Source organism: Streptomyces sp. NBC_00536, assembly GCF_036346295.1.
Taxonomy (GTDB): domain Bacteria; phylum Actinomycetota; class Actinomycetes; order Streptomycetales; family Streptomycetaceae; genus Streptomyces.
Window position 1 is genome coordinate 1,711,295 of sequence record NZ_CP107819.1, and the last position, 24,372, is coordinate 1,735,666.

The following is a 24,372-nucleotide window of genomic DNA, read 5'->3' on the forward strand; positions in this document are numbered from 1 at the left end:
ACCATTGCTTGGGAAGGGGAGGAGCCGACATGACGAACAACGTGGCGGACGGTGCGGGCGACGGTGGCGCGATCGCGCGGCTGAATCCCGTACTGCGTCAGGTGCGGGCGGGCAACGGTTTCGAGGAGGCCCTGGAGCAGATCCTCCAGGTGGTCCGGCTGGGCCTGGTGCCCGGCGGCGAACGGCTGCCGCCGGAGCGCGAGTTGGCCGAGCGGATGGGGATCAGCCGGGTCACCCTGCGCGAAGTCCTGAAGGTACTCCAGGACCAGGGGCTGGTGGAGGCGCGGCGCGGGCGGTACGGCGGAACGTTTGTGCTCCACCGCCCCGACACCCCCGCCGGCGGCACCGAGGAGGAGCTGCGCCGCCGCGTCGCGGGCGTGGACATCGAGGACGCGCTGCGCTTCCGCGAGGTGCTGGAGACCGGTGCGGCCGGGCTGTGCGCGGCGCAGGGCCTGGACGACGCCCAGGCGGACCGGCTGCGCGGCGCGCTCGCCGCGACCCACGACGCCCCGCTCGCGGACTACCGGCGGCGCGACACCCTCTTCCACCTGACCCTGTGCGAACTGGCGGGCTCGGCCACCCTGACGGCCCAGTACGCGGCCGTCCGGGCCACCGTCAACGACCTGCTGGACTGCATCCCGCTGCTGGTGCGCAACCTCGAACACTCGCAGCAGCAGCACACCGCGCTGGTGGAGTCGGTCCTGGAGGGGGACGCGGAGGCGGCGCGCGAGGTGATGCGGGAGCACTGCGGGGGCACGGCGGCGCTGCTGCGGGGGTTCCTGGCCTGAGGAGGGCCGGGAGAGGGTTTCGTAACCGCCGTTTAACGCAGGGGTCTTGCGCGCTCCACCCGCTTACCGCAAAGGTACGCCCCACAACCATTGCCCTAGGCAGGAGCGCACATGGCCGACGACCTCGATGCCCGGCTGACCAAAGCCGGACCCGGACCCACTCCGTCCCCCGATGGCGGGGACGGCGCCGGGGACGACTACCTGGAACGCCGCACCCTGCGCCGCGGCAGCGCCGGCTGGCTGCTGCTCACCGGTCTCGGCGTCGCCTACGTCGTCTCCGGAGACTTCTCCGGCTGGAACGTCGGCCTGAGCAAGGGCGGCTTCGGCGGCCTCGCCATCGCCACCGTCCTCATGGGCGCCATGTACGCCTGCCTGGTCTTCTCCCTCGCCGAACTCTCCACCATCCTGCCCACCGCGGGCGGCGGCTACGGCTTCGCCCGGCGCGCGCTGGGCCCCTGGGGCGGCTTCCTCACCGGTACCGCCATCCTCATCGAGTACATCCTCGCCCCGGCCGCGATCGTCATCTTCATCGGCGACTACGTCGAATCCCTCGGCCTGTTCGGACTCACCTCCAGCTGGCCCGTCTACCTCGGCTGCTTCGTGATCTTCATCGGCGTGCACCTGTGGGGCGTGGGCGAGGCGCTGCGCTTCAGCCTCGTCGTCACCGCGATAGCCGTCGCCGCCCTGCTGATCTTCGCCTTCGGCGCCCTCACCGACTTCTCCGTGAGCGGCCTCGACGACATCGCCGTCGACACGGCCGCGGCCGGCTCCAGCTCCTGGCTGCCCTACGGAGTCCTGGGCATCTGGGCCGCGTTCCCCTTCGGCATGTGGTTCTTCCTCGGCGTCGAAGGCGTACCGCTCGCGGCCGAGGAGGCCAAGGACCCGGTCCGCTCCATGCCGAAGGCCCTCGCCATCTCCATGGGCATCCTGGCCCTGCTCGCCCTGATCACCTTCTTCGCCGCGACCGGCGCGCAGGGTGCGGACGCGGTCAAGGACGCGGGCAACCCGCTCGTCGTGGCGCTGGAGGGGACGGGCGGCCCGACCCCCCTGAGCCGGTTCGTCAACTACGCGGGCCTGGCCGGGCTGGTGGCCTCCTTCTTCTCCCTCATCTACGCCGGTTCGCGCCAGCTCTTCGCCCTCTCCCGCGCGGGCTACCTGCCCCGCTTCCTCTCCCTGACCAGCAGCCGCAAGGCCCCCTACCTCGGCCTGGTCATCCCCGGCGCGATCGGCTTCGCGCTCGCCGCGGCCACCGGCGACGGGGCCCGGATGCTCAACATCGCCGTCTTCGGCGCGACCATCTCGTACGCCCTGATGGCGCTCTCGCACATCGTGCTGCGCCGCCGGGAGCCGGACCTGGAACGCCCGTACCGCACGCCGGGCGGAGTGGTCACCTCGACGGTGGCCTTCGTACTCGCCCTGTCGGCCCTGGTCGCCACCTTCCTGGTGGACAAGGACGCGGCATTCATCGCACTCGCCGTGTACGCCGTCGCCCTCGCCTACTTCGCGTTCTACAGTCGGCACCACCTGGTGGCCTCGGCGCCCGAGGAGGAGTTCGCGGCTCTGGCGGCAGCCGAGGCGGAACTGACCCGGGACTGACACGCTCGTCCCATCCGTTGCTCTTCTCTGGAGGTAGGCACCGTGCCCAGGCCGCTCATCGGCATCACCACCTATGTGGAGGCGTCCACCCGTTACGGCGCGTGGGACCTCCCGACCGCCCTCGTACCCACCGGGTACTACGAGCTCGTCCAGGCGTCCGGCGGCACCGCGGTGCTGCTCCCGCCGGACGAACCCGGGGAGGCGGCCGCGGTCCTGAGCCGACTGGACGGCCTGGTCGTCGCGGGCGGCCCCGATGTGGACCCGGTCCACTACGGAGCCCCCCGCGACCCCCGTACGGGCGCCCCCGCGACCGTGCGCGACGCCTGGGAACTCGCCCTGATCCGGGCCGCCCTGGCCGAGGGCACCCCGCTGCTCGGGATCTGCCGGGGCATGCAGGCGCTGAACGTGGCCCTGGGCGGGACGCTCGTCCAGCACATCGACGGGCACGCGGGGGTTCCGGGGCCGGTGGCCTGGCACGCGGTGCGGCCGGTGCCGGGGACGCGGTACGGGGGGCTGGTGCCGGAGGTGGCCGAGGTGCCGACGTACCACCACCAGTGCGTGGACCGGCTGGGGGCGGGCCTGATCGCCTCCGCGCACGCGATGGACGGGACGGTGGAGGCCATCGAGCTCCCGGCCGACGACGCCGCCTGGGCCCTGGGCGTCCAGTGGCACCCCGAACGCGACAAGGACACCCGCGTCATGTCCGCCCTGATCACCGCCGCCACCCGCATCCCGGCCACCCTCCCCTGACCCCGGCCCCCTCCGGGCGCGCCTCAAACGCCGACGAGGCTGCTTCGCCCCTCCATGACGGCCGGCACCACCCGCTGCGCCTCCGGCGGGCCCTCAAACGCCGGGCAGGCTGAATTTGCCCGGCATCACCCGGGGCGGCCGCCCCGAAGGCCAAGATCCGCAGCACCGGCCGTTGCGCCCCTGGCAGGCCCTCAAACGCCGGGCGGGCTGAATCGCCCGCCCGGCCCGGCCGCCGACGGCCGACAGCAGCCAATTCCAGCCCCGCCGGCGTTTGAGGCGCCGCCGGAGGCAACAAGCCCCAGCGGGCCCGAAGCGGCACCCGCCCCACCAGGGGCACCCCCAGCCCCGCCGGCGATTGAGGCGGGCCAGGGGGCGGGACGGGCGCGGGGTCAGGACGGGGTGCCGCGGGTCAGGGAGAGGAGGTCGCGGGCCGGGCCCGCGGGTCGGGTGCCGGCGGGCCAGACGGCCCGCAGCGACCGCCCCAGCGGCTGCCCGGTGACCGAGACCGCCACCAGCCGCCGCCCGGCCAGTTCCTCCCGCACCGCCAGCTCGGAGAGCACGCACGGCCCCGCCCCGCTGACGGCCGCCGCCTTGACCGCCGTGGTCGAGGCGAGTTCGAGCAGCGGCCGCGCCAGCCCCCCGCTCCCGGCCAGCGCCGCGTCCAGCACCTGCCGCGTGCCCGACCCGCGTTCCCGCAGGATCAGCGGGGTCGCGGCCAGTTCGGCGGCCGTCACCTCACCGGACCGCCGCCGTGCCCACGGGTGGGTGGGGGCGACCGCCACCACCAGCCGGTCCTGGGCGATGACCACCGCGTCCAGCCCGTCCGGCACGGCCAGCCCTTCGACGAAGCCGAGGTCCGCCTCGCGCGCGAGCACCCGTTCCGCGACCAGCGCCGAGTTGTCGGCCTGGAGGGACACCGCCGTGCCGGGCCGGGCCGCCCGCAGGGCGATCAGCCAGCCGGGCAGCAGGTATTCGGCGATGGTCATGCTGGCCGCCACCCGCAGCCGCGAGTCCCGTGCCCCCCGTAGCGCCTGGGCCCCCGCGTCGAAGGCTTCCGCCGCCTCCACGATCCGGCGCGCCCAGTCGGTGACGAGCGCGCCCTGCGCGGTGAGCGTGGAGCCGCGCGGCGTACGGTCCACCAGCGCCACCCCCAGCCGGGCCTCCATCGCCCGGATCCGGCTGCTCGCGGCGGGCTGGGTGATGCCCACTTCCCGCGCGGCGGCGCCCAGGCTGCCGACGCGCGCCACCGCGATCAGCAGTTCCAGCGCGCCCAGGTCCGGCACCCGGTGCGAGAGCGGAACCACCACGCGTTCGCCATGTCCGCCGCTGACGCCCTCGTCTCCAGTCATAAGGTCAGTTTATGACCTCATAGCAAGGCGACCCCTGCCGTCCACCCCGACCCGGGCGCACTCTGGATTCATGGCCACCATCTCGCACCCCCGCCCCACCGCCCACCAGGCACCCCAGGCCCCCGGAACCGCCACCACCCCCCGGCGCCCGTTCTCCGCCCTGCGTCACCTCGGCCCGAACTGGTACGCCTCCGTCATGGGCACGGCGATCATCGCCAACGCCGGTGCGACCCTCCCCTACCAGCTCCCCGGCCAGCGGGTGGCCTGCCAGGCCGTCTGGGCCCTGTCCGCGGCCCTCCTGCTCGTCCTGCTCACCGCCCGCGGCGGCCACTGGCTGCACCACCGCGACCAGGCCCGCGCCCACCTGCTGGACCCCGCCATGGCCCCCTTCTACGGCTGCCTGTCGATGGCCCTGCTCGCGGTCGGCGGCGGCACCCTGATCGTCGGCAAGGACCTCATCGGGATGCCCGCCGCGATCGCCGCGGACACCGTGCTCTTCACCGCCGGTACCGCGATCGGCCTGGCGATGGCCGTGACCGTGCCCTACCTGATGGTGGTCCGGCACAAGGTGGAGCCCTCCCAGGCCTCCCCCGTCTGGCTGCTGCCCCTGGTCTCCCCCATGGTCTCGGCCGCGCTCGGCCCCCTGCTGATACCCCACCTGCCCGAGGGGCAGCCCCGTGAGGCGATGCTGCTGGCCTGCTACGCGATGTTCGGCGTCAGCCTGCTCGCCACCCTGCTGATGCTCCCCCTGGTCTTCGGCCGGCTGATCATGCAGGGGCCCCTGCCCCTCGCGCTCACCCCCACCCTGTTCCTGGTCCTGGGTCCCCTGGGGCAGTCCACCACCGCCGTGAACCAGCTCGCCGACATGGCTCCCCGGTCGATCGGGGCGCCCTACGCCGAGGGCCTCGGCGCCTTCGCCGTCGTCTACGGGGTCCCCGTCATGGGATTCGCCCTGCTGTGGCTCGCGCTCGCCGTCGCCATGCTGGTCCGGGCGGCCCGGCGCGGCATGGGCTTCGCGATGACCTGGTGGGCCCTGACCTTCCCCATCGGCACCTGTGTCACCGGCGCGGCGGGCCTGGCCCGGCACACCGGGCTGGACGCCTTCGCCTGGCTGGCCGCTGCCCTGTTCGTCCTGCTGGTCGGTGCCTGGCTGACCGCCGCGTTCCACACCCTGCGCGGCCTCGCCGCCGGCCGCCTGCTGGCCGCCCCCCGCTAGAAGCGGCGTACTAGAACCGGCGCGCCGCCCGCAACGCCTCCCCCAGCACCACCGGAGCCTCCGCCAGGGAGGGCCCGTACCAGGTCAGGTGCCGGCCGCTGACGAGGGCGGCGGGCAGACCGGGGAAGGCCTCCGGGCCGTCCCCGGCGCCGAACCGGTAAGGCTCGTCCGGCAGCACCACCAGGTCGCAGCCCGCGGCGCGCAGCTCCTCCGCCGGCACCCGCGGATACCGCTCGGCGTGATCGGCGTACGCGTTGCGCACCCCGAGGCGGGCCAGCAGATCGCCCGCGAAGGTGTCCCGGCCCAGCACCATCCAGGGCCGCCGCCACACCGGTACGAACGCGCTCCACGCGCCCACCGGCTGCGCCCGCGCCCACGCGGCCCCGGCGTCCGCCAGCCAGCCGGGCCGGGCCAGCCCGAGGCCGTCGGTGAAGAGGCCTTCCAGCTCCCGCAGCGCGCCGGGCAGGTCGCGGATCTCGGTGACCAGGACCCGTAGCCCGGCGGCGCGCAGGGCGTCGAGGTCCGGGGCCCGGTTCTCCTCCTCGTTGGCGAGGACGAGATCCGGGCGCAGCGCCACGACGGCGGGCACGTCCGGGTTCTTCGTGCCGCCGATCCGCACCGCCGCACCGAGGTCCGCGGGGTGCGTGCACCAGTCGGTGACGCCCACCAGCAGCCCCGGCGCGCTCACCGCGACCGCCTCGGTCAGGGAGGGCACCAGGGAGACGACGCGGGGGCCCCGGACGCCGGTCAGTGTTCCGGCGAGGGGGGTTCGGAGGTGGCGTGGATGTGGTCGCCGACGGCGACGACGAGGAGCTTGGTGTCCTCGGTCATGGCCCGCCAGCGGTGCCGCACCCCGCCGGAGAGGAACAGCGCGTCGCCGCACTCCAGCCGGTACGCCCGCCCCTCGGCCTCGACCTGGCAGGACCCGGAGACCACGTACATCAACTCGTCGTTGCGGTGCTGGTACTCGCGGCCCGCGTCCCGGTCCCCGGTGAACTCCAGGGCGTGCAGCTGGTGGTGTCCGCGCACCAGGGGGCGTACGCCCGGCGCCGGGTCCAGGCCGTCGTCATCGGCGGCGCTGACGAGGTCGACCGTGCGCGCCGTGTCGGACGCGGCCAGCAGTTCGACGGCCGTGGTCTCCAGCGCGTCCGCGACCCGTTCCAGGGAGCGCATGCTGGGCCGGGCCCGTTCGTTCTCTATCTGGCTCAGGAAGGGCACCGAAAGTCCGCTGCGCGCCGAGACGGCGGCGAGGGTGAGCCGCAGCGCGCGGCGCCGCTTGCGCACGGCCACGCCCACCCGGAGCGGTTCCTTGGTGTCCCTTTCCTTTTCCTTGTCGTCCATGGCGGGGCTGCCCTCCCCTTGTCCGTCGCACATAGGTGTGCTGTAAGCACCTTACGCAGCATCGGCCTCGCGCACCGCTCGCACGACCCGACCGTACCGGGGCACCGGCGAATTCCGAGCGGTATTCCAGTGACGGATGGTCGCGTTCCGGCCGTGGCCGGTCGCGGTGGGTGACGGAAGTGGCGCAGGGTGCCCGTGGGCGCCCGTGGGTACCGGTGGCTGTCAGTGGACTGCGGCATCATCGTCAGCGTGACCCGACGCCTGATGCTCCTCGACACCGCTTCCCTGTACTACCGCGCCTACTTCGGCGTTCCGGACTCCGTCCGGGCGCCCGACGGGACCCCCGTCAACGCCGTGCGCGGGCTCCTCGACTTCATCGGACGCCTGGTCCAGGACCACCGGCCGGACGATCTGGTGGCCTGCATGGACGCGGACTGGCGGCCGCACTGGCGGGTGGAGCTGATCCCCTCGTACAAGGCGCACCGCGTCGCCGTGGAGACGGAGACCGGTCCCGACGAGGAGGAGACCCCGGACACCCTGGCCCCGCAGGTCCCCATCATCGAGGCCGCGCTCGACGCCTTCGGCATCGCCCGGGTGGGCGTCGCGGGCTACGAGGCGGATGACGTGATCGGCACCCTGACCGCGCGGGCCACCGGCCCGGTGGACATCGTCACCGGCGACCGGGACCTCTACCAGCTGGTGGACGACGCGAAGGCACGGCGCGTGCTGTACCCGCTGAAGGGCGTCGGCACCCTCCAGGTGACCGACGAGGCGTGGCTGCGCGAAAAGTACGGAGTGGACGGCCCCGGTTACGCCGACTTGGCATTGTTGCGCGGCGATCCGAGCGACGGCCTTCCGGGGGTCCCCGGAGTGGGTGAGAAGACCGCCGCGAAACTGCTCGACGCCTACGGTGACCTGGCCGGAATCCTCGCAGCGGTGGCCGATCCGACGTCGAAACTGACCCCCACGCAGCGCAAGCGGCTGGATGAGGCCCGGCCGTACCTCGCGGTGGCCCCCAAGGTGGTCCAGGTGGCCCGTGACGTGCCGCTTCCCGCCTTCGACCCGGCGCTTCCGGCCGCCCCGGCGCACCAGGACGTGGTGGACGCACTTGGTCACCGATGGGGCCTGGGCGGCGCAGTTGCGCGGCTCACCACCGCACTTCGACCCTGAGGTGGTAACTTAGGTAATCCTAAGTTTCAGGGGAAGCATCACGGGACACCGGGGAGACGCCGTGGCAGAAGGACGTGCTCGCAGGATTGCCACCGCCGAGGTGGTTCGGACCGAGCGACTGGGCGCCCACATGGTGCGCGTCATCCTCGGCGGAGAAGGCCTTGCCGCGCGGTTCACGGTCGGGGACTTCACCGACCACTACGTGAAACTGCTCTTCGCCCCCGAGGGCGTCACCTACGCCGAACCCTGGGACCTGGAGGGCATCAGAGCCACCCACCCCCGCGACCAGTGGCCCCGGCAGCGCGCCTACACGGTGCGCGCCTGGGACCCGGCGCACCACGAGCTGACCATCGACTTCGTCGTCCACGGCGACGAGGGCCTGGCCGGCCCGTGGGCGGCGCGGGTCCAGCCCGGCGAAACGGTCCGCTTCCTGGGCCCCGGCGGCGCCTACGGCCCCGACCCGACGGCCGACTGGCACCTGCTGGCCGGTGACGAGGCCGCCCTTCCCGCGATCGGCGCCACGATGGAGCACATGCCGGTGGGCGCCGAGGTGATCGCGCTGGTGGAGGTCTCCGGCCCGGACGACGAGCAAAAGATCGCCACCCCGTGCGGGATCACCCCGATCTGGATCCACCGGGGCGAGCGCCCGGTGGGCGAGGCCCTGGTCGAGGCCGTCACCTCCCTGCAGTTCCCGGCGGGCCGGGTCCAGGCCTTCGTGCACGGCGAGGCGGGCTTCGTCAAGGAACTCCGCCGCCACCTGCGCACCGAGCGCGGCATCCCGGCCAAGCAGCTCTCGATCTCGGGCTACTGGCGCCTGGGCGAGACCGACGAGGGCTGGCGCGCGATCAAGCGCGACTGGAACGCCCAGGTCGAAGCCGAGCAGGAGCCCGTGCGCGCCTGACACCCCACGGGGTACGGGCGCCTGCCCCCCGAGCACGGGCGCCCGGCCCCGGTACGGGTCCCCCGCGCGCGGGGGCCCGTACCCGCGGGCCCGGGCACCACGGGGTGTTCACGCGCGGCCGGTGACGGCCGGCGGGCCGCATACGCTGGCCCCGATGAAACGCAGAGCCCAGACCCCCGCCGCCGCCCCGCTGCCCCAGATCGACGGCATCGACCCGGTCCGGCTCCGGATGCACCGGGACACCCCGTACGCCGACATCGGCACCTTCCTCCAAGCGCACTACGCGGGCACCTCCGGAGCCGAGCCGATGGCGCGGCTGCTGCGCGCGGGCCGGGTCTTCGGGGCCGACGGGCGGGCCCGCCAGGCGCACGACCCGTACGAGCCGGACGCCTTCCTGTGGTTCCACCGCGACCTGCCCGCCGAGACCCCGGTGCCCTACGCGCCCCGCGTCCTGTACCGGGACGCGCACCTGCTCGTCGCGGACAAACCGCACTTCCTGGCCACCACCCCGCGCGGCAGCCACGTCACCCAGACCGCCCTCGCCCTGCTGCGCCACCGCCTGGAGCTGCCCGCGCTCAGCCCGGCGCACCGCCTCGACCGGCTGACCGCGGGCCTGGTGATGTTCAGCGTCCGCCCCGAGGACCGCGGCGCCTACCAGCTCCTCTTCCAGAACCGGCTGGTGCACAAGGAGTACGAGGCCGTCGCGCCCCACGATCCGCGGCTCACCCTGCCCCGCACCGTGCGCAGCCGGATCGAGAAGACCCGCGGGGTGATGGCCGCCACCGAGATCCCGGGCGCCGAGCCCAACGCGGAGAGCCGGGTCGAACTCATCGGCCACCGGGGCGCCCTGGGCCACTACCGGCTGACCCCGCACACCGGCCGCACCCACCAGCTCCGCGTCCACATGAACAGCCTCGGCGCGCCGATCCTCGGCGACCCGGTCTACCCGGAGGTCGGCGACCCGGCCCCGGACGACTACCGGCGCCCCCTGCAACTCCTGGCCCGGGTCCTGTCGTTCACCGACCCGGTCACCGGCCTCGCGCACCGCTTCGAGAGCACCCGCACCCTGGGGGCGTGGACGGACTACGAGGCGTGGGCGGCCGGGATCCCGCCCGAGCCGGAGGTCTGAGGGCCGAGCGGCACGCCCGCGATCCGCAGGGCCGCGTCCGCCGTGGCCTTCGCGAAGGCCTCGACGGGCCGCCCCGGATCCGAGCGGTGCACCAGCGTGACCCCTTCTATGAGGCCGAAGACCAGGTCGTTGCGCAGGGCCAGGCCCGCCGCGTCCCGGCCCAGCGCGGCGCCCGCGGCCGTGGCCCGCAGCAACGCCCGGTAGGCATCGCGCAGTTCGGTGCGCATCCGGCGGAACCGCTCCAGCCGGTCACTGCCGCCGACCTCGGGCAGCAGGTAGAGCGCACCCAGGTTGTACGGTCCGCCGCACAGCAGCATGACGTCGGAGCGGCACAGCTCCCACAGCCTGCGCTCCGGGCTCGGGTCGGCGGCGGCGAGCAGCCGCCGGGCCAGCACCAGGGACGGAGCCACCGTGGACTCCAGGAGTTCGGCGAGGAGTTCTTCCTTGCCGCCGAAATAGTGGTACATCGTCGCCTGGCGCATACCGGCCAGTTCGGCCACCGCCCGCGTGGTGGTGGCCGCGTACCCGCGGACCGTGAACAGCTGCGCCGCCGCACCGAGGAGTTCCTCGCGCGGCGGCCGCCCACTGTCCGGTCTTCGCTGATCGGCACGCGGCCGCCCGACCCGTCTCGCTCCTTCGCCCGCTGCCCCACTCATGCGCAGATCGTCGCACAGCGCACGAGGAAAGGATCATGGCAAGAGATCAGATCAAGCCATGCCCCCTTTAGGAGGAAGCCCCAAAAGCGGCTAGCCGACCGAGCTGTAGGCCACTACACCCCGCAACAGGGCGTCCACGGCCTTACGGGCGTTTCGCGCCACCGTGCTCGTCCCGCCACCGGAGTGCGACGGCGCGGCCGCGGCGACCTGCCCGAGCACGTCGATGACCTGCTTGCACCAGCGCACGAAGTCACCCGCGGGCATCCCCGCCTCGCGCAGCACCTCGTCGAGGCTCTTGTCCGAAGCCCACTGGAACACCGCCCACGCGAAGCCGAGGTCCGGCTCGCGCTGGCCCACGCCCTCCGCCTGGTTGATCCGGTGCTCCTCCTCCAGCGCGTCGAGCCGCCCCCAGATCCGCACCATCTCCGCGAGCGCGACCGTCGCCGCGCCCGGCGGCACCTTCGGCGCCACCGCATCGTCGGACTGCCGCGCCTCGAACACCAACGCCGAGACACAGGCCGCCAGTTCGGCAGGGCTCAGACCCTCCCAGATCCCGGCCCGCAGACACTCCGACGCCAGCAGGTCCAGCTCCCCGTACAGCCGGGCCAGACGCCTGCCGTGCTCGGTGACCTCGTCCTCGCGCAGGTAGTCCAGCTCGGTCAGCAGCGCGTGGATCCGGTCGAAGGTGCGGGCGATGGTGTTCGTCCGGCCCTCGATCCGCCGCTCCAGCTGCTGGGTGTCCCGCTTGAGCCGGTGGTAGCGCTCCGCCCACCGCGCGTGGTCCTCGCGCTCGTCGCACCCGTGGCACGGGTGGGCGCGCAGCGCGGCGCGCAGCCGCGCGATCTCCCGGTCGTCCGCCGCCTCGGCCCGGCCGCGCCGGCCGCGCTCCGGCGTGATGTGCCCGGCCTTGACGCGCAGCTGGGAGGCGAGGTCCCGACGGGACTGCGGGGAGCGCGCGTTGAAGGACTTCGGGATCCGCATCCGCTCGATGGGCTCGACCGGCACCGGGAAGTCGATCGCGGCGAGCCGCTTGACCTGCCGCTCGGCGGTGAGCACCAGCGGGCGCGGGCCCTCGGTGTACTCCTGGCCGCGGTGCCCGTTGGAACGCCCCGCGGGCACCCCCGGGTCCAGGACCAGCGCGAGCCCGGCGAACTTGCCCGTCGGCACGTGGATGACGTCGCCGGCCTTGAGCTTCTCCAGCGAACCGGCCGCCTGGGCCCGGCGCTGGGCCGCGCCCTGCTTGGCCAGGTCCGTCTCACGGTCCTTGAGGTCACGGCGCAGCTGCGCGTACTCCTCGAAGTCCCCGAGGTGGCAGGTCATCCCCTCGGTGTAGCCCGACAGGCCCTCCTCGTTGCGCTGCACCTGCTTGGAGATGCCGACGACCGAGCGGTCCGCCTGGAACTGCGCGAAGGAGGTCTCCAGCAGCTCGCGCGAGCGGTGCCGCCCGAACATCTGGACCAGGTTCACGGCCATGTTGTACGAGGGCTTGAAGCTGGACCGCAGCGGATACGTGCGGGTACCGGCCAGCCCCGCCAGGGCCACCGGGTCCATCGCGCGCTGCCACAGCACCACCGCGTGACCCTCGACGTCGATGCCGCGGCGCCCGGCCCGGCCGGTGAGCTGCGTGTACTCGCCGGGGGTGATGTCGGCGTGCTGCTCGCCGTTCCACTTGACCAGCTTCTCCAGGATCACCGTGCGCGCGGGCATGTTGATGCCCAGCGCCAGGGTCTCGGTGGCGAAGACGGCCTTGACCAGGCCGCGGACGAACAGCTCCTCCACGACCTCCTTGAAGGTCGGCAGCATTCCGGCGTGGTGCGCGGCGATGCCCCGCTCCAGGCCTTCCAGCCACTCGAAGTAGCCGAGGACGTGCAGGTCTTCGGAGGGGATCGAGGCGGTCCGCTCCTCGACGATCTCCCGGACCCGGGCCCGCTTGGCGTCGTCGTTGAGCCGCAGCCCCGCATACAGGCACTGCTGTACGGCGGCCTCGCAGCCCGCACGGCTGAAGATGAAGGTGATGGCCGGAAGGAGCCCCTCGTTGTCGAGGCGCTCGATGACCTCGGGGCGGCCCGGGGTCCAGATCCGGTTGCGGGAACGCCGCTCGCGCTCGCGGTCGGCCTCGCGGACCATCTTGCCGCGCCGCCGGTCCTTGGGGCTGTAGGTGCGGCTGTTCTCCTCCCGCGCCAGGCGCAGCAAGTCGGGGTTGACCTCGCGGCGCGCGCTGCCGCGGCCGCCGTGGTCGCTCTCCTCTTCGAAGAGGTCGTAGATCCGGCGGCCGGCCATGACGTGCTGCCACAGCGGAACGGGCCGCTCCTCGGAGACGATCACCTCGGTGTCGCCGCGCACGGTGTCCAGCCAGTCGCCGAACTCCTCCGCGTTGGACACGGTCGCCGAGAGCGAGACGAGGGTGACCGACTCGGGGAGGTGGATGATCACTTCCTCCCAGACGGCTCCGCGGAACCGGTCGGAAAGGTAGTGCACCTCGTCCATGACGACGTAGCCGAGACCGGTCAGCGCGGGGGACTTCGCATACAGCATGTTGCGCAGCACCTCGGTGGTCATCACGACCACCGGCGCATCGGCATTGACACTGTTGTCACCGGTCAGCAGGCCCACCTTGGCCGCGCCGTAGCGCTTGACGAGGTCGGCGTACTTCTGGTTCGACAGGGCCTTGATCGGCGTGGTGTAGAAGCACTTCTTGCCCTGGAGCAGCGCCAGGTGGACGGCGAACTCGCCGACGATGGTCTTGCCCGACCCGGTCGGGGCGGCCACGAGCACGCCCTTTCCGGCCTCCAGGGCCTTGCACGCCTCGATCTGGAAGGGATCCAGACCGAACTCGTACATCTCCCGGAAGGGGTGCAGGGCCGTGGCTTCTTCGGCGGCGCGGCGGCGGAACGCGGCGTACGCGTCGGCGGGTGAGAGTTCCTCGGTCATCTTGTCATCGAGCCTACCCGCCCCCTCTGACAACAAGCGCGATCTTTATGACAGGAGCCGCACCGCAGCGGGCACGCACTCCGCGGTCACGGGCAGCGGCCCCACCGGCTCCCCGTCCGCGTAGGCGGTGATCCCCGCGGACTCCACGGTCACCTTCGCGGCCCGGTGGACGCTCACCTTCGGGTGACCGGTGTGCGTTCCCTTGTAGACCCTCGGGAAGACCTTCAGCAGGGTGGACCGGGAGCAGTCGCCGACCACGGTGACGTCGAAGAGCCCGTCGTCGGGCCGCGCGTCCGGGCAGATCCGCATCCCGCCGCCGTACGAGGACCCGTTGCCGACGGCCACCAGCGTGGCCTCGGTCTCGATGACCGGGCCGTCGTCCAGGGTGATCCGGTAGGGGAAGGGCCGGAAGGCCGCCAGCTCGGCGAGCATCGCCAGGTCGTACTTGAAGCGCCCCACCGGCCAGCGCATCCGGTTGCCCCGGTCGTTGACCCGCGAGTCGAAGCCGGAGCACAGCACCGTCCCGTACCAGCGCCCGGCCACCCGCCCCAGGTCGATCTCCCGGAACCGGCCCTCCTTGAGGACCCGCGCCGCCAGCCGGCCGGCCTCGGCGGGCGCCCGTACGGGCAGCCCCGTCGCCCGCGCGAAATCGTTGCCGGTGCCCACCGCGACCACCCCGAGGGGCACCAGCGTGCCCGCCACGGCCTGCAGGGCCAGCGAGACCATCCCGTCCCCGCCGACCGCGATCACCGCACCGGTCCCCTCGCGGACGGCCGCGCGCAGCCGGACCAGGGCGTCCGCGGCATCGGTGCCGACGACCGTCCGCACCGAGAAACCTGCCTCCCGGAGCGCGGAAGCGGCCGGCTGCGCGGCGTGCGCGCCCCGGCCGCGTCCGGCGGTGGGATTGACGAAGAGGGTGATCTCTGCCATCACCCCGCGGAATCTACCCGTCAGGTGGCGTCGTCGTAACCGTTGATCCGCTGGCGTCCGCCGTCGTCCTGGCCGGGCAGTGCGGCGGGCGGTGCGACCTGCTCGATCTCGCCGACGGGCGCCGGGGTCAGGTCCAGCCGCGAGGCCTCGTCGTCGTCGAGGTCCGCGTCGGGGTTCCTGCGCTTGCGCCTGCGGTCGTTCAGCATGCAGATGCCCAGCGCGATGAAGTAGAGGCCGATGATCGGCGAGGCGAGCGACATCATCGTGAGCGGATCGCCGGTGGGCGTCGCGAACGCCGCGAAGATCGTGATGCCGAGGACCATGATCCGCCACCAGCTCGCCAGCCGCTTCGCGGTGAGCACCCCGGTGACGTTCAGCAGGATCAGCAGCAGCGGCAGCTCGAAGGCCAGACCGAAGACGACGACCATGCGCGTGACCAGGTCGAGGTAGTCGTCGACGGGCAGCAGGTTGCGCGCGTTGTCGGGCGTGAACTCCAGCAGGATCTGCGCGGTCTGCGGCAGGATCTTGTACGCGAGCACCGCGCCGGTGCCGAAGAGCGGCGCGCCGACCGCCACGAACCCGATCGCGTACCGCTTCTCGTGGTTGTGCAGGCCCGGAGCCACGAAGGCCCAGAGCTGGTAGAGCCAGACCGGGGCGGAGAGCACCACGCCCGCGGTGAGGGAGACCTTCAAGGCGATCGAGAACGGCGCGATGAGACCGTTCACGGTCATGTCGGCGCAGGGCCGGCCGTTTCGCTGCGAGACCACCCCGTTGGTACAGCCCACAGAATCCAGCATCGGCTTCAGCATGAAGTCGATCAGATGCTTGTAGTAGAAGGCCGCCACAATGGTGATCACGAGGATCGCCACGACCGCCTTCAGCAGGCGGTTTCTCAGCTCACGCAGGTGCTCGATGAGAGGCATCCGCCCTTCGGCGTCCTTCTCCCTCTTCTCCTGCTTTCGGGCAGACTTGAGCAACCCAGGTCCCTTGGCTCGTTGCAGATGACTGACGCGACCCGTGGGGGTCAGGCCTGGGTGGAGCGGTTCGGCTCGCTGACCGGACGGGCGCTGGTGACGTCACCGGGCGCGGCCTGGATGGTGCGCGGAGCCGTCTGCGGGGCCTGGTCGGCGGGGGCCGCGGGCGCGGCGGCGGCAGCCGCGGCGGCGTCCTCGGCCTCGCCCTCCTTCTTCATCGCCTTGGCCTCGCTCTTGAGGATGCGGGCGGACTTGCCCAGCGAGCGGGCCATGTCCGGCAGCTTCTTCGCACCGAACAGCAGGAAGATCACGGCGATGATCAGGAGGATCTCAAGAGGCTTCAGATTGCCCATAACGTCTGACTTCCTTCTCACCGAATCGGCTGGTCGTAAGGAGGCGGCGGTCCGGGACAGGAATCCGGAAACCGCTCTGACAAGGATCGTAACCCCCAGGGGTTAACGCCCGGCAATCCCCCGGGGCCCCTGTGATTACGCGCGTCTAGGGCACGGACCGGCCCGCACGGGCCAGATCGGTGCTCGCGCGCTCCAGTTCGCCCGATGCGTCCGCGATCCTCCGGCTGGCCTCGGCGACCTGCCCCGAGAGCCTGCGGACCTCGGCGAACACCCGCACGGCGAGCACGGCGAGGACGGCGACCCCGAGGAAACCCAGGGCAATTGCGAGCATCGGCCACAGCATGGGGCCGAGCCTAGCGCGTACCCCGCCCACGGACTCCGGCAGGGCGCGGCGCCCGGCCACGAGCGACACGCCGTCCACCGGCCGTCGAGCGGAGCCCCGGCCCCCGCCCCGGTACGCCCCGCCCCCGCGCTACACGCTGCGCAGGGTGCTCACGCCACCACCGGTCAGCAGCTCGATGATCCGCTCACCGGCGTGCTTGCGCACCGCCGCCCCGCAGTCGGGGCAGGTGAAGGAGTAGAAGGTGGTGCGACGGCTGGCGCCGATGGCCAGGCGCAGCGCGCCCGCCGTCAGCTCGAAGCGGCCCCGGCACTCGGGACAGGCCGCCTTGAAGCTGACCGGACCGTCGGCGGACGCCGTCGGCGCGGCGGGCACGGCGGTGCCGGGCGTGGAGGTGACTGACATCGTGCGGCGATCCCCCTCGGTCGCGGTCCTCAGACCTCTTCTCCGTACCCGGCCAGTGCCTCGCGCGCCGCCCGGCGCGCACTGTCCGACACGGCGGCGGGCGACACGATCCGCCCGTCCCCGCCGAGCCGCAGGCCCAGCCGGCGCAGCGACGCCGGATCGGGGGTGCGCAGGGTGATCCGCAGCCCCCCGTCCGCCAGCTCCTCCGCGCTGTCGTGCGGGTAGTACTCGGCGACCCAGCGGCCACCGGGCCCCACCTCGATCACGACCTCGGGATCCCCCGCCGCGGGCTGTACGAGACCCACGGACAGGTCGCGCGGCTCGATCGCCGGCGGCTCCGCCCGCTCGTCCAGCAGCCGGATCTCGGCGACCCGGTCGAGCCGGAAGGTGCGCCGGGCCTCCGAGAGGTGGCACCACCCCTCCATGTAGGTGTGCCCCACCGCGAACAGCCGGATCGGGTCCACGGTCCGCTCGGTCAGCTCGTCCCGGGCCGGCGAGTAGTACCGCAGCCACACCCGGCGGCGCTCCGCGATCGCCCGGTCGACGTCCGCGAAGACCCCGCCCTCCGATTCGAAGGTCACCGACAGCCGCGAGCTGGCCCCGGCCACCTCGCCCGCCGCGGCCTCCAGCTTCGCGGTGGCCCGCAGCAGCGCGTCCCGGTCGCTCTCCCGCAGCCCCGGCAGGGTGGCGACCGCGCGCGCGGCCACCAGCAGCGCCGTGGCCTCGTCGGCGGCCAGCCGCAGCGGCTCGGCGGTCGACTCCCCCGACGCGTCCGGGTTGCGCCACCAGATGCGCTCGCCGTCGGTGTCGATGTCGAGCAGGTCCCCGCCGCGGAAGCTCGTACCGCACATGGGCAGCACGTCGAGGTCCGAGATCAGCTCGTCCTCCGTGATCCCGAAGGCGCGCGCGACGTCCGCGACGTGCGCCCCGGGGCGCTCGCGCAGATAGGTCACCAGCGACAGCATCCGTCGGGTCTGGTCAATGGCGTTGGCAGCCATGCTGGTACGTGTCCCCCTCAGCCTTTGGCCACGGCGCGCAGCCGGTCCACCACATCGGCCCGCAGGTCCGCGGGCTCCACCACCACCACGTCCGGCCCGAACTCCACGAGCCAGGCGTCCAGCCCGTGACCGTACGGGATCTCCAGCTCGTCCCAGCCGTCGGCGCCCTCGCGCACGGCAGTGGCCCGGGCCCGCAGCGGGTAACCCGCGCCCGCCCGCAGCCGGATCAGCGCCGAGCGGTCCGCGGTGTCCCCGGCCCAGCTCGCCACGGTCTCCCGCACCGTCACCACGTCCGGCACCTCGGCCGTGTACTTCCCGGCCCGCGAACGCACCTTGCCGGTGATCCGGGAGAGCCGGAACACCCGCTCCGCCCCGCGGTCCCGGTCGAACCCGGCGAGGTACCAGTGACCGCGCCAGCACTCCAGCGCCCACGGCTCCACCTGGCGGGTCGCCGGGTGCGCCGCATTGGACTTGCGGTAGTCGAAGACCACCGGCCGCCGGTCCCGGCAGGCCAGCATCAGCGGCTCGAAGGCCGCCTCGTGGACCGGGATGCGCGGCTCGATCGCACTGTGCTGGCCGTCGTACGGGTCCCCCGCCTCCGGCATGCCCCCGGCCCGCAGCTTCTGCAGCGCGCCACTGGCCGCACCCGCGAGACGGGCCTGCTGCCACACCTTGGCGGCCACGCCCAGCGCGGCCGCCTCCTCCGCGTCCAGGGACACGGCGGGCAGCCGGTTGCTGTCACGGCGGGCCAGGTAACCGATGTCCCCGTCGAGGCTCTCGACGGTCTCGATGACCAGACCCAGCTCGCGCAGATCGTCCTTGTCCCGCTCGAACATCCGGTTGAAGGATTCGTCGTTGCCGGCTTCCAGATAGGCCTCGATGGACCCCCGCAACTCGCGCTTGCTGAGCGGCCGGCGCGTCCCCAGCAGACACAGCGCCAGGTTCATCAGCCGCTCGGCCTTGGCAATCGCCATCGACGCCCTTCCCCCGATCTCCCACGACACACTCGTGACCGTTGACCGTACCGCCCTGGGCCCCGTCGGCAAAAGTGAGGGCATCAGTGCGGACACGTGTGAGGGGCCCCCGCCGAACGGCGGGGGCCCCTCACACGTGACTGCCGGTGGATCAGGCGGCCATCAGGTCGCACACGAAGATCAGCGTCTCGCCCGGCTTGATCGCCCGGCCCGCGCCACGGTCGCCGTAGGCGAGGTGGGCCGGGATCGTCAGCTTGCGACGGCCGCCGACCTTCATGCCCTGGACACCCTGGTCCCAGCCCTTGATGACCTGACCGACACCGAGGGTGAACGGAAGCGGCTCACCACGGTTCCACGAGGCGTCGAACTCCTCGCCGGTGGAGAACGCGACGCCCACGTAGTGGACCTTGATGTTGGAGCCAGCCTTGGCCTCGGCTCCGTCGCCCAGCCAGATGTCCTCGATCACGAGGTCGGTGGGGACATCGCCGCCGGGGAAATCGATCTCGGGCTTCTCGAGCTTGTCGCTCACGGAACTGCTCCTCATACGTACGAACAAGGGGGGCACCTCCCGGCGGAGGCCGGGGGGCAACCGGACAAGTCTTACATCACGTCTCAGGTCACGGCGACGATGTCGAGGCTGAAGACCAGCGTCGAGTTCGCCGGGATGGTGCCCTGCTCCTTGTCACCGAAGCCGTCGCCCGGCGGGATCACCAGCAGGAGGCGGCTGCCGACCTTCTTGCCGACGATGCCGTCCTTGAGGCCCTTCACCGACATCTGGGCCATCGGCCAGGTCACCGACGTGCCGGTGGTGTACGTGCTTTCGAAGGTCTTGTCGTCCTTCCACGTCTTGCCGTTGAACCGGACCGCCACGCTGTCGCTGTCCTTCACGACCGCGCCGTCACCCTCCAGCACGTACTCCGAGACCAGCTTGGCGGGCGGGGTCACGTCCTTGGGAACCGCGACCGACACCTCCTTGCCGTCCGTGTTCGTACCGATCTTGGGCAGGTCCTTGTTGTCCTGGGGGACTTCCTTGCCCGTGGCCGAAGCCGGGATGCTGATCCCCTTGACGATGTCGACGACGAAGACCAGCGTCGCGTTCGGCTTGATCTTGTCGCCGGAACCCGTCTCGCCGTAACCGAGCGCGGGCGGGATCACCAGCTCGACACGGCTGCCGACCTTCTTGCCTTCGAGACCCTGGTCCCAGCCCTTGATGACGCCGCCCGCACCGATGGTCAGGTCGAAGGGGGCCGGGCGGCCGAAGCTCTTGTCGAACGGCTCCGCACTGTCCCAGACCTGGCCCAGGTAGTTCACCTGCGCCGCGTCACCCTTCTTCAGCGCCGGGCCCTTGCCCTCGCTGAGCACCTCCGCCTTCAGTTCCTTGGGCGGGGTTCCCTTGCCCTTCGAGAGGGTGGGTTCTTCCCCGAACTTGGCGCCCTTCGTGATCGCGGGCACCCCGTTCTTCATCTCGGCGGAGTCGGAGCCCTTGTCGTCGCTGCCACAGGCCGCTGTCGACAGCAGCAGAAGGGGGACGACAAGCAGGCCGGCAATTCGGCGCACGTGTTCCTCAGATCTCAGACGGCACATCGGTCGCCGCCAACTCTAAGGCGTGCACCGGGCCCCGTACGAGAGACGTACGGGGCCCGTGAGATGTCACACTGCAAGATCCCGCCGCGCGGTCACCCCCACGACGACACCCGGATCACATACCGGGATCACATCCCGGCGATCAGCTTCTCCACCCGGTCGTCCACCGACCGGAACGGGTCCTTGCACAGCACCGTGCGCTGCGCCTGGTCGTTCAGCTTCAGGTGCACCCAGTCGACGGTGAAGTCCCGCCGCTGCTCCTGCGCCCGCCGGATGAAGTCACCGCGCAACCGCGCCCGCGTCGTCTGCGGCGGCACCGACTTCCCCTCGAAGATCTTGAGGTCGTTGCAGATCCGCGCCGCCTGCCCCTTGCGCTCCAGCAGGTAGTACAGACCGCGCCGCCGGTGGATGTCGTGATACGCGAGGTCTATCTGAGCGACCCGCGGGTTCGACATGGTCATGTTGTGCTTGGCCCGGTACCGCTCGATCAGCTGGTACTTCATGACCCAGTCGATCTCCGTGCCGATCCGGTCCAGATCCTCCGCGTCGATCGCGTCGAGCGTACGGCCCCACAGCTCCAGGACCTGGTCGACCACCCCGGTGCGGATGCCCCGCCGCTCGGCGAAGTCCACGGCCTTGTCGTAGTACTCCCGCTGGATCTCCAGCGCCGAGGCCTCCCGGCCACTGGCCAGACGCACCTTGCGCTGCCCCGTGATGTCGTGGCTGACCTCCCGGATCGCCCGGATCGGGTTCTCCAGCGTCAGGTCACGCATCACCGTGCCCGCCTCGATCATGCGCAGCACCAGATCGGTCGCGCCGACCTTCAGCAGCATCGTCGTCTCGGACATGTTCGAGTCGCCGACGATCACATGCAGGCGCCGGTAACGCTCGGCGTCCGCGTGCGGCTCGTCCCTGGTGTTGATGATGGGCCGCGACCGGGTCGTCGCGGAACTGACGCCCTCCCAGATGTGCTCGGCCCGCTGACTCACGCAGTAGACCGCGCCCCGGGGGGTCTGCAGTACCTTGCCCGCACCACAGATCAGCTGGCGCGTGACGAGGAACGGAATGAGGATGTCCGCCAGGCGGGAGAATTCTCCGTGCCGGGCCACCAGGTAGTTCTCGTGGCAGCCGTACGAATTGCCCGCCGAGTCGGTGTTGTTCTTGAAGAGGTAGACGTCGCCCGCGATTCCCTCCTCGTGCAGGCGGCGTTCGGCGTCGACGAGCAGACCTTCGAGAATGCGCTCGCCGGCCTTGTCGTGGGTGACCAGTTCGGTCACGTTGTCGCATTCGGGAGTTGCATATTCCGGATGCGAACCCACATCGAGGTACAGGCGGGCGCCGTTCCGCAGGAAGACATTGCTGCTGCGGCCCCATGAGACGACACGGCGGAAGAGGTAGCGCGCCACTTCGTCAGGAGACAGTCGGCGCTGTCCCCTGAACGTGCACGTGACGCCGTACTCGTTCTCCAGCCCGAAAATGCGGCGGTCCATGACTGAACATTACGCCTTCTGCTGTGTTCTGAAACCGAGTTCGAGAGCGGCGTTCCGATCATTTTCATCCGAGGCCCCGTCAGGCACCCCGCCGGAGGCCCCACCGGAGGCCCCGCCGGAAGCACTCCCACCAGCCCCGGACGCGGGCGCGGCCAGCACCCGCTGAGTGGTCATCAGCACCAGCAGCGCCGCCGCCCCCGCCACGCTCGCCACCGCGAAACCGGACGCCGTACCCCCCAGCTCCACCGCCGGACCCGCCACCGCCGTACCGATCGCGGCGCCCACCCCGAAGAACGTCACCAGCCAGGAGAACGCCTCCGTCACCGTCCCCGTCGGAGCGTGCCGGTCCACCACGATGAACGCACACGCGATCGCCGGCGCCAGGAACACCCCGGCCAACGCCGCCAGCGCCGTCATCGCCACCGCACCCGGAACCAGCATCAGCGGCAGATAACACACCGCCAGCAACGCCACCAGCACCCGCAGCCGCCGCTCGGGCGCACCCGGCCAGTGCCGGGCGCCGTAGAGCACACCACCCACCAGCGCACCCAGCCCCAGCGCCGCCATCAGCCACCCGTACACCGCCTGACCACCGTGCCCGTCGGCGTACGCGACCCCCGCCACCGTGATCGAACCCAGCGCCGTCCCCACGAAGAAGAAAGCACCCAGCAACGCCAGCAGCCCGCGCGAACGCAGCGCCCCCAGCCAGTGCGCCTCGCGCGGCGCGGAACGCCAGGCACGAGAAGGCTCGCTCACCACCACGGACAGCGCGCCCAGCACCCCGATCGCATTGATCACCAGCAGCGCCACCGCCGGATCCCACAGCGCGACGAACAGCGTCACCAGCAGCGGACCGACCGTGAACATCACCTCCTGCGCCACCGCGTCCATCGCGTACGCGGCGTGCACCCGCTCCTCCTTGCCGCCCAGCACCCCCGGCCACAGCGCCCGCAACCCGCCCTCCAGCGGCGGCGTGAAGAGCCCCGCCACCACCACGGCCGCGTACGCCGAGAACGCCGACCCCGTGCCCGCCAGAGCCAGCCACACCATGCCCAGCGCCGAGACCAGCGCGGCCGGCAGCTGGATCCGCGGCTGCCCGAACAGGTCCACCGCCCGCCCCAGCAATGGCTGACCCACCGCGTTCGCCACCCCGTACACCGCCGCCAGGGCCCCCGCGAGGCTGTAGCTGCCACCCTCGGCCCGGGTGAACAGCACGATCGCGATCGGAGCGGTGCCGTTGGGCAGCCTGCCTATCAGGGTCCCCACCAGCAGCCTCGCCGCATGCCGGGTCCTGAGCAGCTCCGCGTATCCCGCGGCCATGTCCGCCCCTTTCCGCCCGGATCCAGCCGGGGTAATACGTATAACGTGACGGGTAATACGTACCATGACCACAGTCCAGGGGTCCACCCCACGACCCGCGACGGCCACCCCACGGCAGCCCGCCCGAGGCCCACCCGGCCACCCACCACAGGAGCCCCGCGTGACGAGACCCACCAGCCGCGACGTCGCCCACGCCGCCGGGGTCTCCCAGGCCACCGTCTCCCTCGTCCTCGGCGACAAATGGCGCGGCCGCGTCTCCGAACGCACCGCCGCCCACGTCCGCGAAAGCGCCGCCCACCTCGGCTACCGCCCCAACCTCGCCGCCCGCAACCTCCGCCTCGGCAGCACCCGCACCGCCCTCCTCGTCGTCCCCGCCCTCACCAACGAATTCTTCGCCCGCGTCTACACCGGAGCCGCCCGCATCGCCGCCGAACACGGCTTCGGCGTCGTCCTCTACCCCTCCCCCGACGGCACCGGCCCCGCCCGCGACCCCTTCGCCTCCGCCCGCGCCGCCCTCGACGGAGTCATCGCCTCCTCCATGGCCGCCCACGCCCTCGAAGCCCTCGGCGGCGACGGCCTCCCCCTCGTCATGCTCGACAGCGACCCCACCTCAGGCCACGCCGCCGCCCACGTCAACCTCGCCATCGCCGACGGCATGCGCCAGGTCACCGAACACCTCCACGCCCTCGGCCACCACCGCTACCTCCACCTCGCCTCCGCCATCGACTCCTGGACCTTCCACGTCCGCGCCGAAGCCCTCAGCCGCCACCTGGGCCCCCGCGCCCAGCTGCGCACCGTACGCTCCGCCCTCAGCGTCGACGCCGCCAGAGCCGCCACCGAAGCCGCCCTGGCCACCCCCCAGGACCGGCCCACCGCCATCATCTGCGACGACGACATCCTCGCCGCCGGCGCCTGCAAAGCCGCCCGCCGCCTCGGCCTGCGCGTCCCCGACGACCTCTCCGTCACCGGCTTCGACGACCTCGCCCTCGCCACCGCCGTCGAACCCGAACTCACCACCATCAGCCTCCCCGCCGAACGCGTCGGCGAACACGGCATGAGCGCCCTCCTCGCCGTCCTCGACGGCACCCCCTGGAACGCCCCCGACCTCCCCGTCACCCTCGTCGTACGCGACTCCACCGCACCCCCGCCCCACGGCACCTGAACGCACCGGTGCCCC

24 protein-coding genes are annotated in these 24,372 nt (G+C 72.1%); 8 read left to right on the plus strand and 16 right to left on the minus strand.

Going from position 1 to position 24,372, the window contains the following annotated elements; translation table 11 throughout:
- Positions 1-29: 29 nt before the first annotated feature.
- From OHS33_RS07295 to OHS33_RS07305, 3 genes are all read left to right on the plus strand, one after another.
- Positions 30-788: a FadR/GntR family transcriptional regulator gene (locus tag OHS33_RS07295; RefSeq protein ID WP_330329557.1), complete on the plus strand. Its 759-nt coding sequence runs from the start codon at positions 30-32 to the stop codon at positions 786-788.
- A 111-nt stretch (positions 789-899) separates the two neighbouring features.
- On the plus strand, positions 900-2,384 hold the full coding sequence (gene eat / locus OHS33_RS07300; protein ID WP_330329558.1) for an ethanolamine permease: 1,485 nt from the start codon (positions 900-902) through the stop codon (positions 2,382-2,384).
- A gap of 42 nt (positions 2,385-2,426) precedes the next feature.
- Complete coding sequence (locus OHS33_RS07305) at positions 2,427-3,134, plus strand: gamma-glutamyl-gamma-aminobutyrate hydrolase family protein (protein ID WP_330329559.1); 708 nt, start codon at positions 2,427-2,429, stop codon at positions 3,132-3,134.
- A gap of 389 nt (positions 3,135-3,523) precedes the next feature.
- Here the strand turns inward: OHS33_RS07305 and OHS33_RS07310 are convergent, their stop codons facing one another.
- Entirely contained in the window at positions 3,524-4,483 is a 960-nt protein-coding gene (locus tag OHS33_RS07310) for a LysR family transcriptional regulator (protein WP_330329560.1), read from the minus strand.
- A 70-nt stretch (positions 4,484-4,553) separates the two neighbouring features.
- Here OHS33_RS07310 and OHS33_RS07315 point away from each other — a divergent pair, with 70 nt between their 5' ends.
- Complete coding sequence (locus OHS33_RS07315; protein ID WP_443065256.1) at positions 4,554-5,699, plus strand: TDT family transporter; 1,146 nt, start codon at positions 4,554-4,556, stop codon at positions 5,697-5,699.
- Positions 5,700-5,709: 10 nt separating this feature from the next.
- On the opposite strand, the gene OHS33_RS07320 is transcribed toward OHS33_RS07315, so the two are convergent.
- A complete protein-coding gene (locus tag OHS33_RS07320; RefSeq protein WP_443065257.1) occupies positions 5,710-6,414 on the minus strand; it encodes a helical backbone metal receptor in 705 nt (234 codons plus the stop codon).
- A 32-nt stretch (positions 6,415-6,446) separates the two neighbouring features.
- Positions 6,447-7,040, minus strand: a complete 594-nt coding sequence (locus OHS33_RS07325; protein WP_330329561.1) for a helix-turn-helix domain-containing protein — start codon at positions 7,038-7,040, stop codon at positions 6,447-6,449.
- A gap of 264 nt (positions 7,041-7,304) precedes the next feature.
- Here OHS33_RS07325 and OHS33_RS07330 point away from each other — a divergent pair, with 264 nt between their 5' ends.
- The 3 genes from OHS33_RS07330 to OHS33_RS07340 all read left to right on the plus strand — a co-directional run bounded on the left by OHS33_RS07330 (position 7,305) and on the right by OHS33_RS07340 (position 10,240).
- A complete protein-coding gene (locus OHS33_RS07330; protein ID WP_330334941.1) occupies positions 7,305-8,210 on the plus strand; it encodes a 5'-3' exonuclease in 906 nt (301 codons plus the stop codon).
- A 61-nt stretch (positions 8,211-8,271) separates the two neighbouring features.
- On the plus strand, positions 8,272-9,111 hold the full coding sequence (locus tag OHS33_RS07335; RefSeq protein WP_330329562.1) for a siderophore-interacting protein: 840 nt from the start codon (positions 8,272-8,274) through the stop codon (positions 9,109-9,111).
- A 154-nt stretch (positions 9,112-9,265) separates the two neighbouring features.
- Entirely contained in the window at positions 9,266-10,240 is a 975-nt protein-coding gene (locus OHS33_RS07340; RefSeq protein WP_330329563.1) for an RluA family pseudouridine synthase, read from the plus strand.
- Here the strand turns inward: OHS33_RS07340 and OHS33_RS07345 are convergent.
- From OHS33_RS07345 to OHS33_RS07405, 13 genes are all read right to left on the minus strand, one after another.
- On the minus strand, positions 10,195-10,896 hold the full coding sequence (locus OHS33_RS07345) for a TetR/AcrR family transcriptional regulator (RefSeq protein ID WP_330329564.1): 702 nt from the start codon (positions 10,894-10,896) through the stop codon (positions 10,195-10,197). The two genes, OHS33_RS07340 and OHS33_RS07345, sit on opposite strands and share 46 nt — an antisense overlap.
- Positions 10,897-10,986: 90 nt before the next feature.
- Positions 10,987-13,827 (minus strand): DEAD/DEAH box helicase, encoded by a 2,841-nt coding sequence (locus OHS33_RS07350; RefSeq protein WP_330329565.1) that lies wholly within the window; start codon positions 13,825-13,827, stop codon positions 10,987-10,989.
- A gap of 45 nt (positions 13,828-13,872) precedes the next feature.
- Positions 13,873-14,760, minus strand: coding sequence for a diacylglycerol kinase (locus OHS33_RS07355; RefSeq protein ID WP_330329566.1), 888 nt, complete (start codon positions 14,758-14,760; stop codon positions 13,873-13,875).
- A 17-nt stretch (positions 14,761-14,777) separates the two neighbouring features.
- Complete coding sequence (tatC, locus tag OHS33_RS07360) at positions 14,778-15,734, minus strand: twin-arginine translocase subunit TatC (protein WP_330329567.1); 957 nt, start codon at positions 15,732-15,734, stop codon at positions 14,778-14,780.
- A gap of 47 nt (positions 15,735-15,781) precedes the next feature.
- Positions 15,782-16,084 (minus strand): Sec-independent protein translocase subunit TatA, encoded by a 303-nt coding sequence (gene tatA, locus OHS33_RS07365; RefSeq protein ID WP_330329568.1) that lies wholly within the window; start codon positions 16,082-16,084, stop codon positions 15,782-15,784.
- A 145-nt stretch (positions 16,085-16,229) separates the two neighbouring features.
- Positions 16,230-16,427, minus strand: coding sequence for a hypothetical protein (locus OHS33_RS07370; RefSeq protein ID WP_330329569.1), 198 nt, complete (start codon positions 16,425-16,427; stop codon positions 16,230-16,232).
- A 129-nt stretch (positions 16,428-16,556) separates the two neighbouring features.
- On the minus strand, positions 16,557-16,829 hold the full coding sequence (locus OHS33_RS07375) for a hypothetical protein (protein WP_330329570.1): 273 nt from the start codon (positions 16,827-16,829) through the stop codon (positions 16,557-16,559).
- 29 nt (positions 16,830-16,858) lie between these two features.
- A complete protein-coding gene (locus tag OHS33_RS07380) occupies positions 16,859-17,827 on the minus strand; it encodes a helix-turn-helix transcriptional regulator (RefSeq protein ID WP_330329571.1) in 969 nt (322 codons plus the stop codon).
- A gap of 17 nt (positions 17,828-17,844) precedes the next feature.
- Positions 17,845-18,801: a helix-turn-helix transcriptional regulator gene (locus OHS33_RS07385; protein ID WP_330329572.1), complete on the minus strand. Its 957-nt coding sequence runs from the start codon at positions 18,799-18,801 to the stop codon at positions 17,845-17,847.
- A 151-nt stretch (positions 18,802-18,952) separates the two neighbouring features.
- The gene (locus OHS33_RS07390; RefSeq protein WP_330329573.1) at positions 18,953-19,345 is read right to left on the minus strand and encodes an FKBP-type peptidyl-prolyl cis-trans isomerase; all 393 of its coding nucleotides are present in this window, start codon (positions 19,343-19,345) and stop codon (positions 18,953-18,955) included.
- A gap of 68 nt (positions 19,346-19,413) precedes the next feature.
- A complete protein-coding gene (locus tag OHS33_RS07395) occupies positions 19,414-20,358 on the minus strand; it encodes an FKBP-type peptidyl-prolyl cis-trans isomerase (RefSeq protein WP_330329574.1) in 945 nt (314 codons plus the stop codon).
- 155 nt (positions 20,359-20,513) lie between these two features.
- Positions 20,514-21,875, minus strand: coding sequence for a Pup--protein ligase (gene pafA, locus OHS33_RS07400; protein WP_030016332.1), 1,362 nt, complete (start codon positions 21,873-21,875; stop codon positions 20,514-20,516).
- Positions 21,876-21,884: 9 nt separating this feature from the next.
- Entirely contained in the window at positions 21,885-23,195 is a 1,311-nt protein-coding gene (locus OHS33_RS07405; RefSeq protein WP_330329575.1) for an MFS transporter, read from the minus strand.
- 160 nt (positions 23,196-23,355) lie between these two features.
- On the opposite strand from OHS33_RS07405, the gene OHS33_RS07410 reads away from it, so the two are divergent.
- A complete protein-coding gene (locus OHS33_RS07410; RefSeq protein ID WP_330329576.1) occupies positions 23,356-24,357 on the plus strand; it encodes a LacI family DNA-binding transcriptional regulator in 1,002 nt (333 codons plus the stop codon).
- Positions 24,358-24,372: the final 15 nt, after the last annotated feature.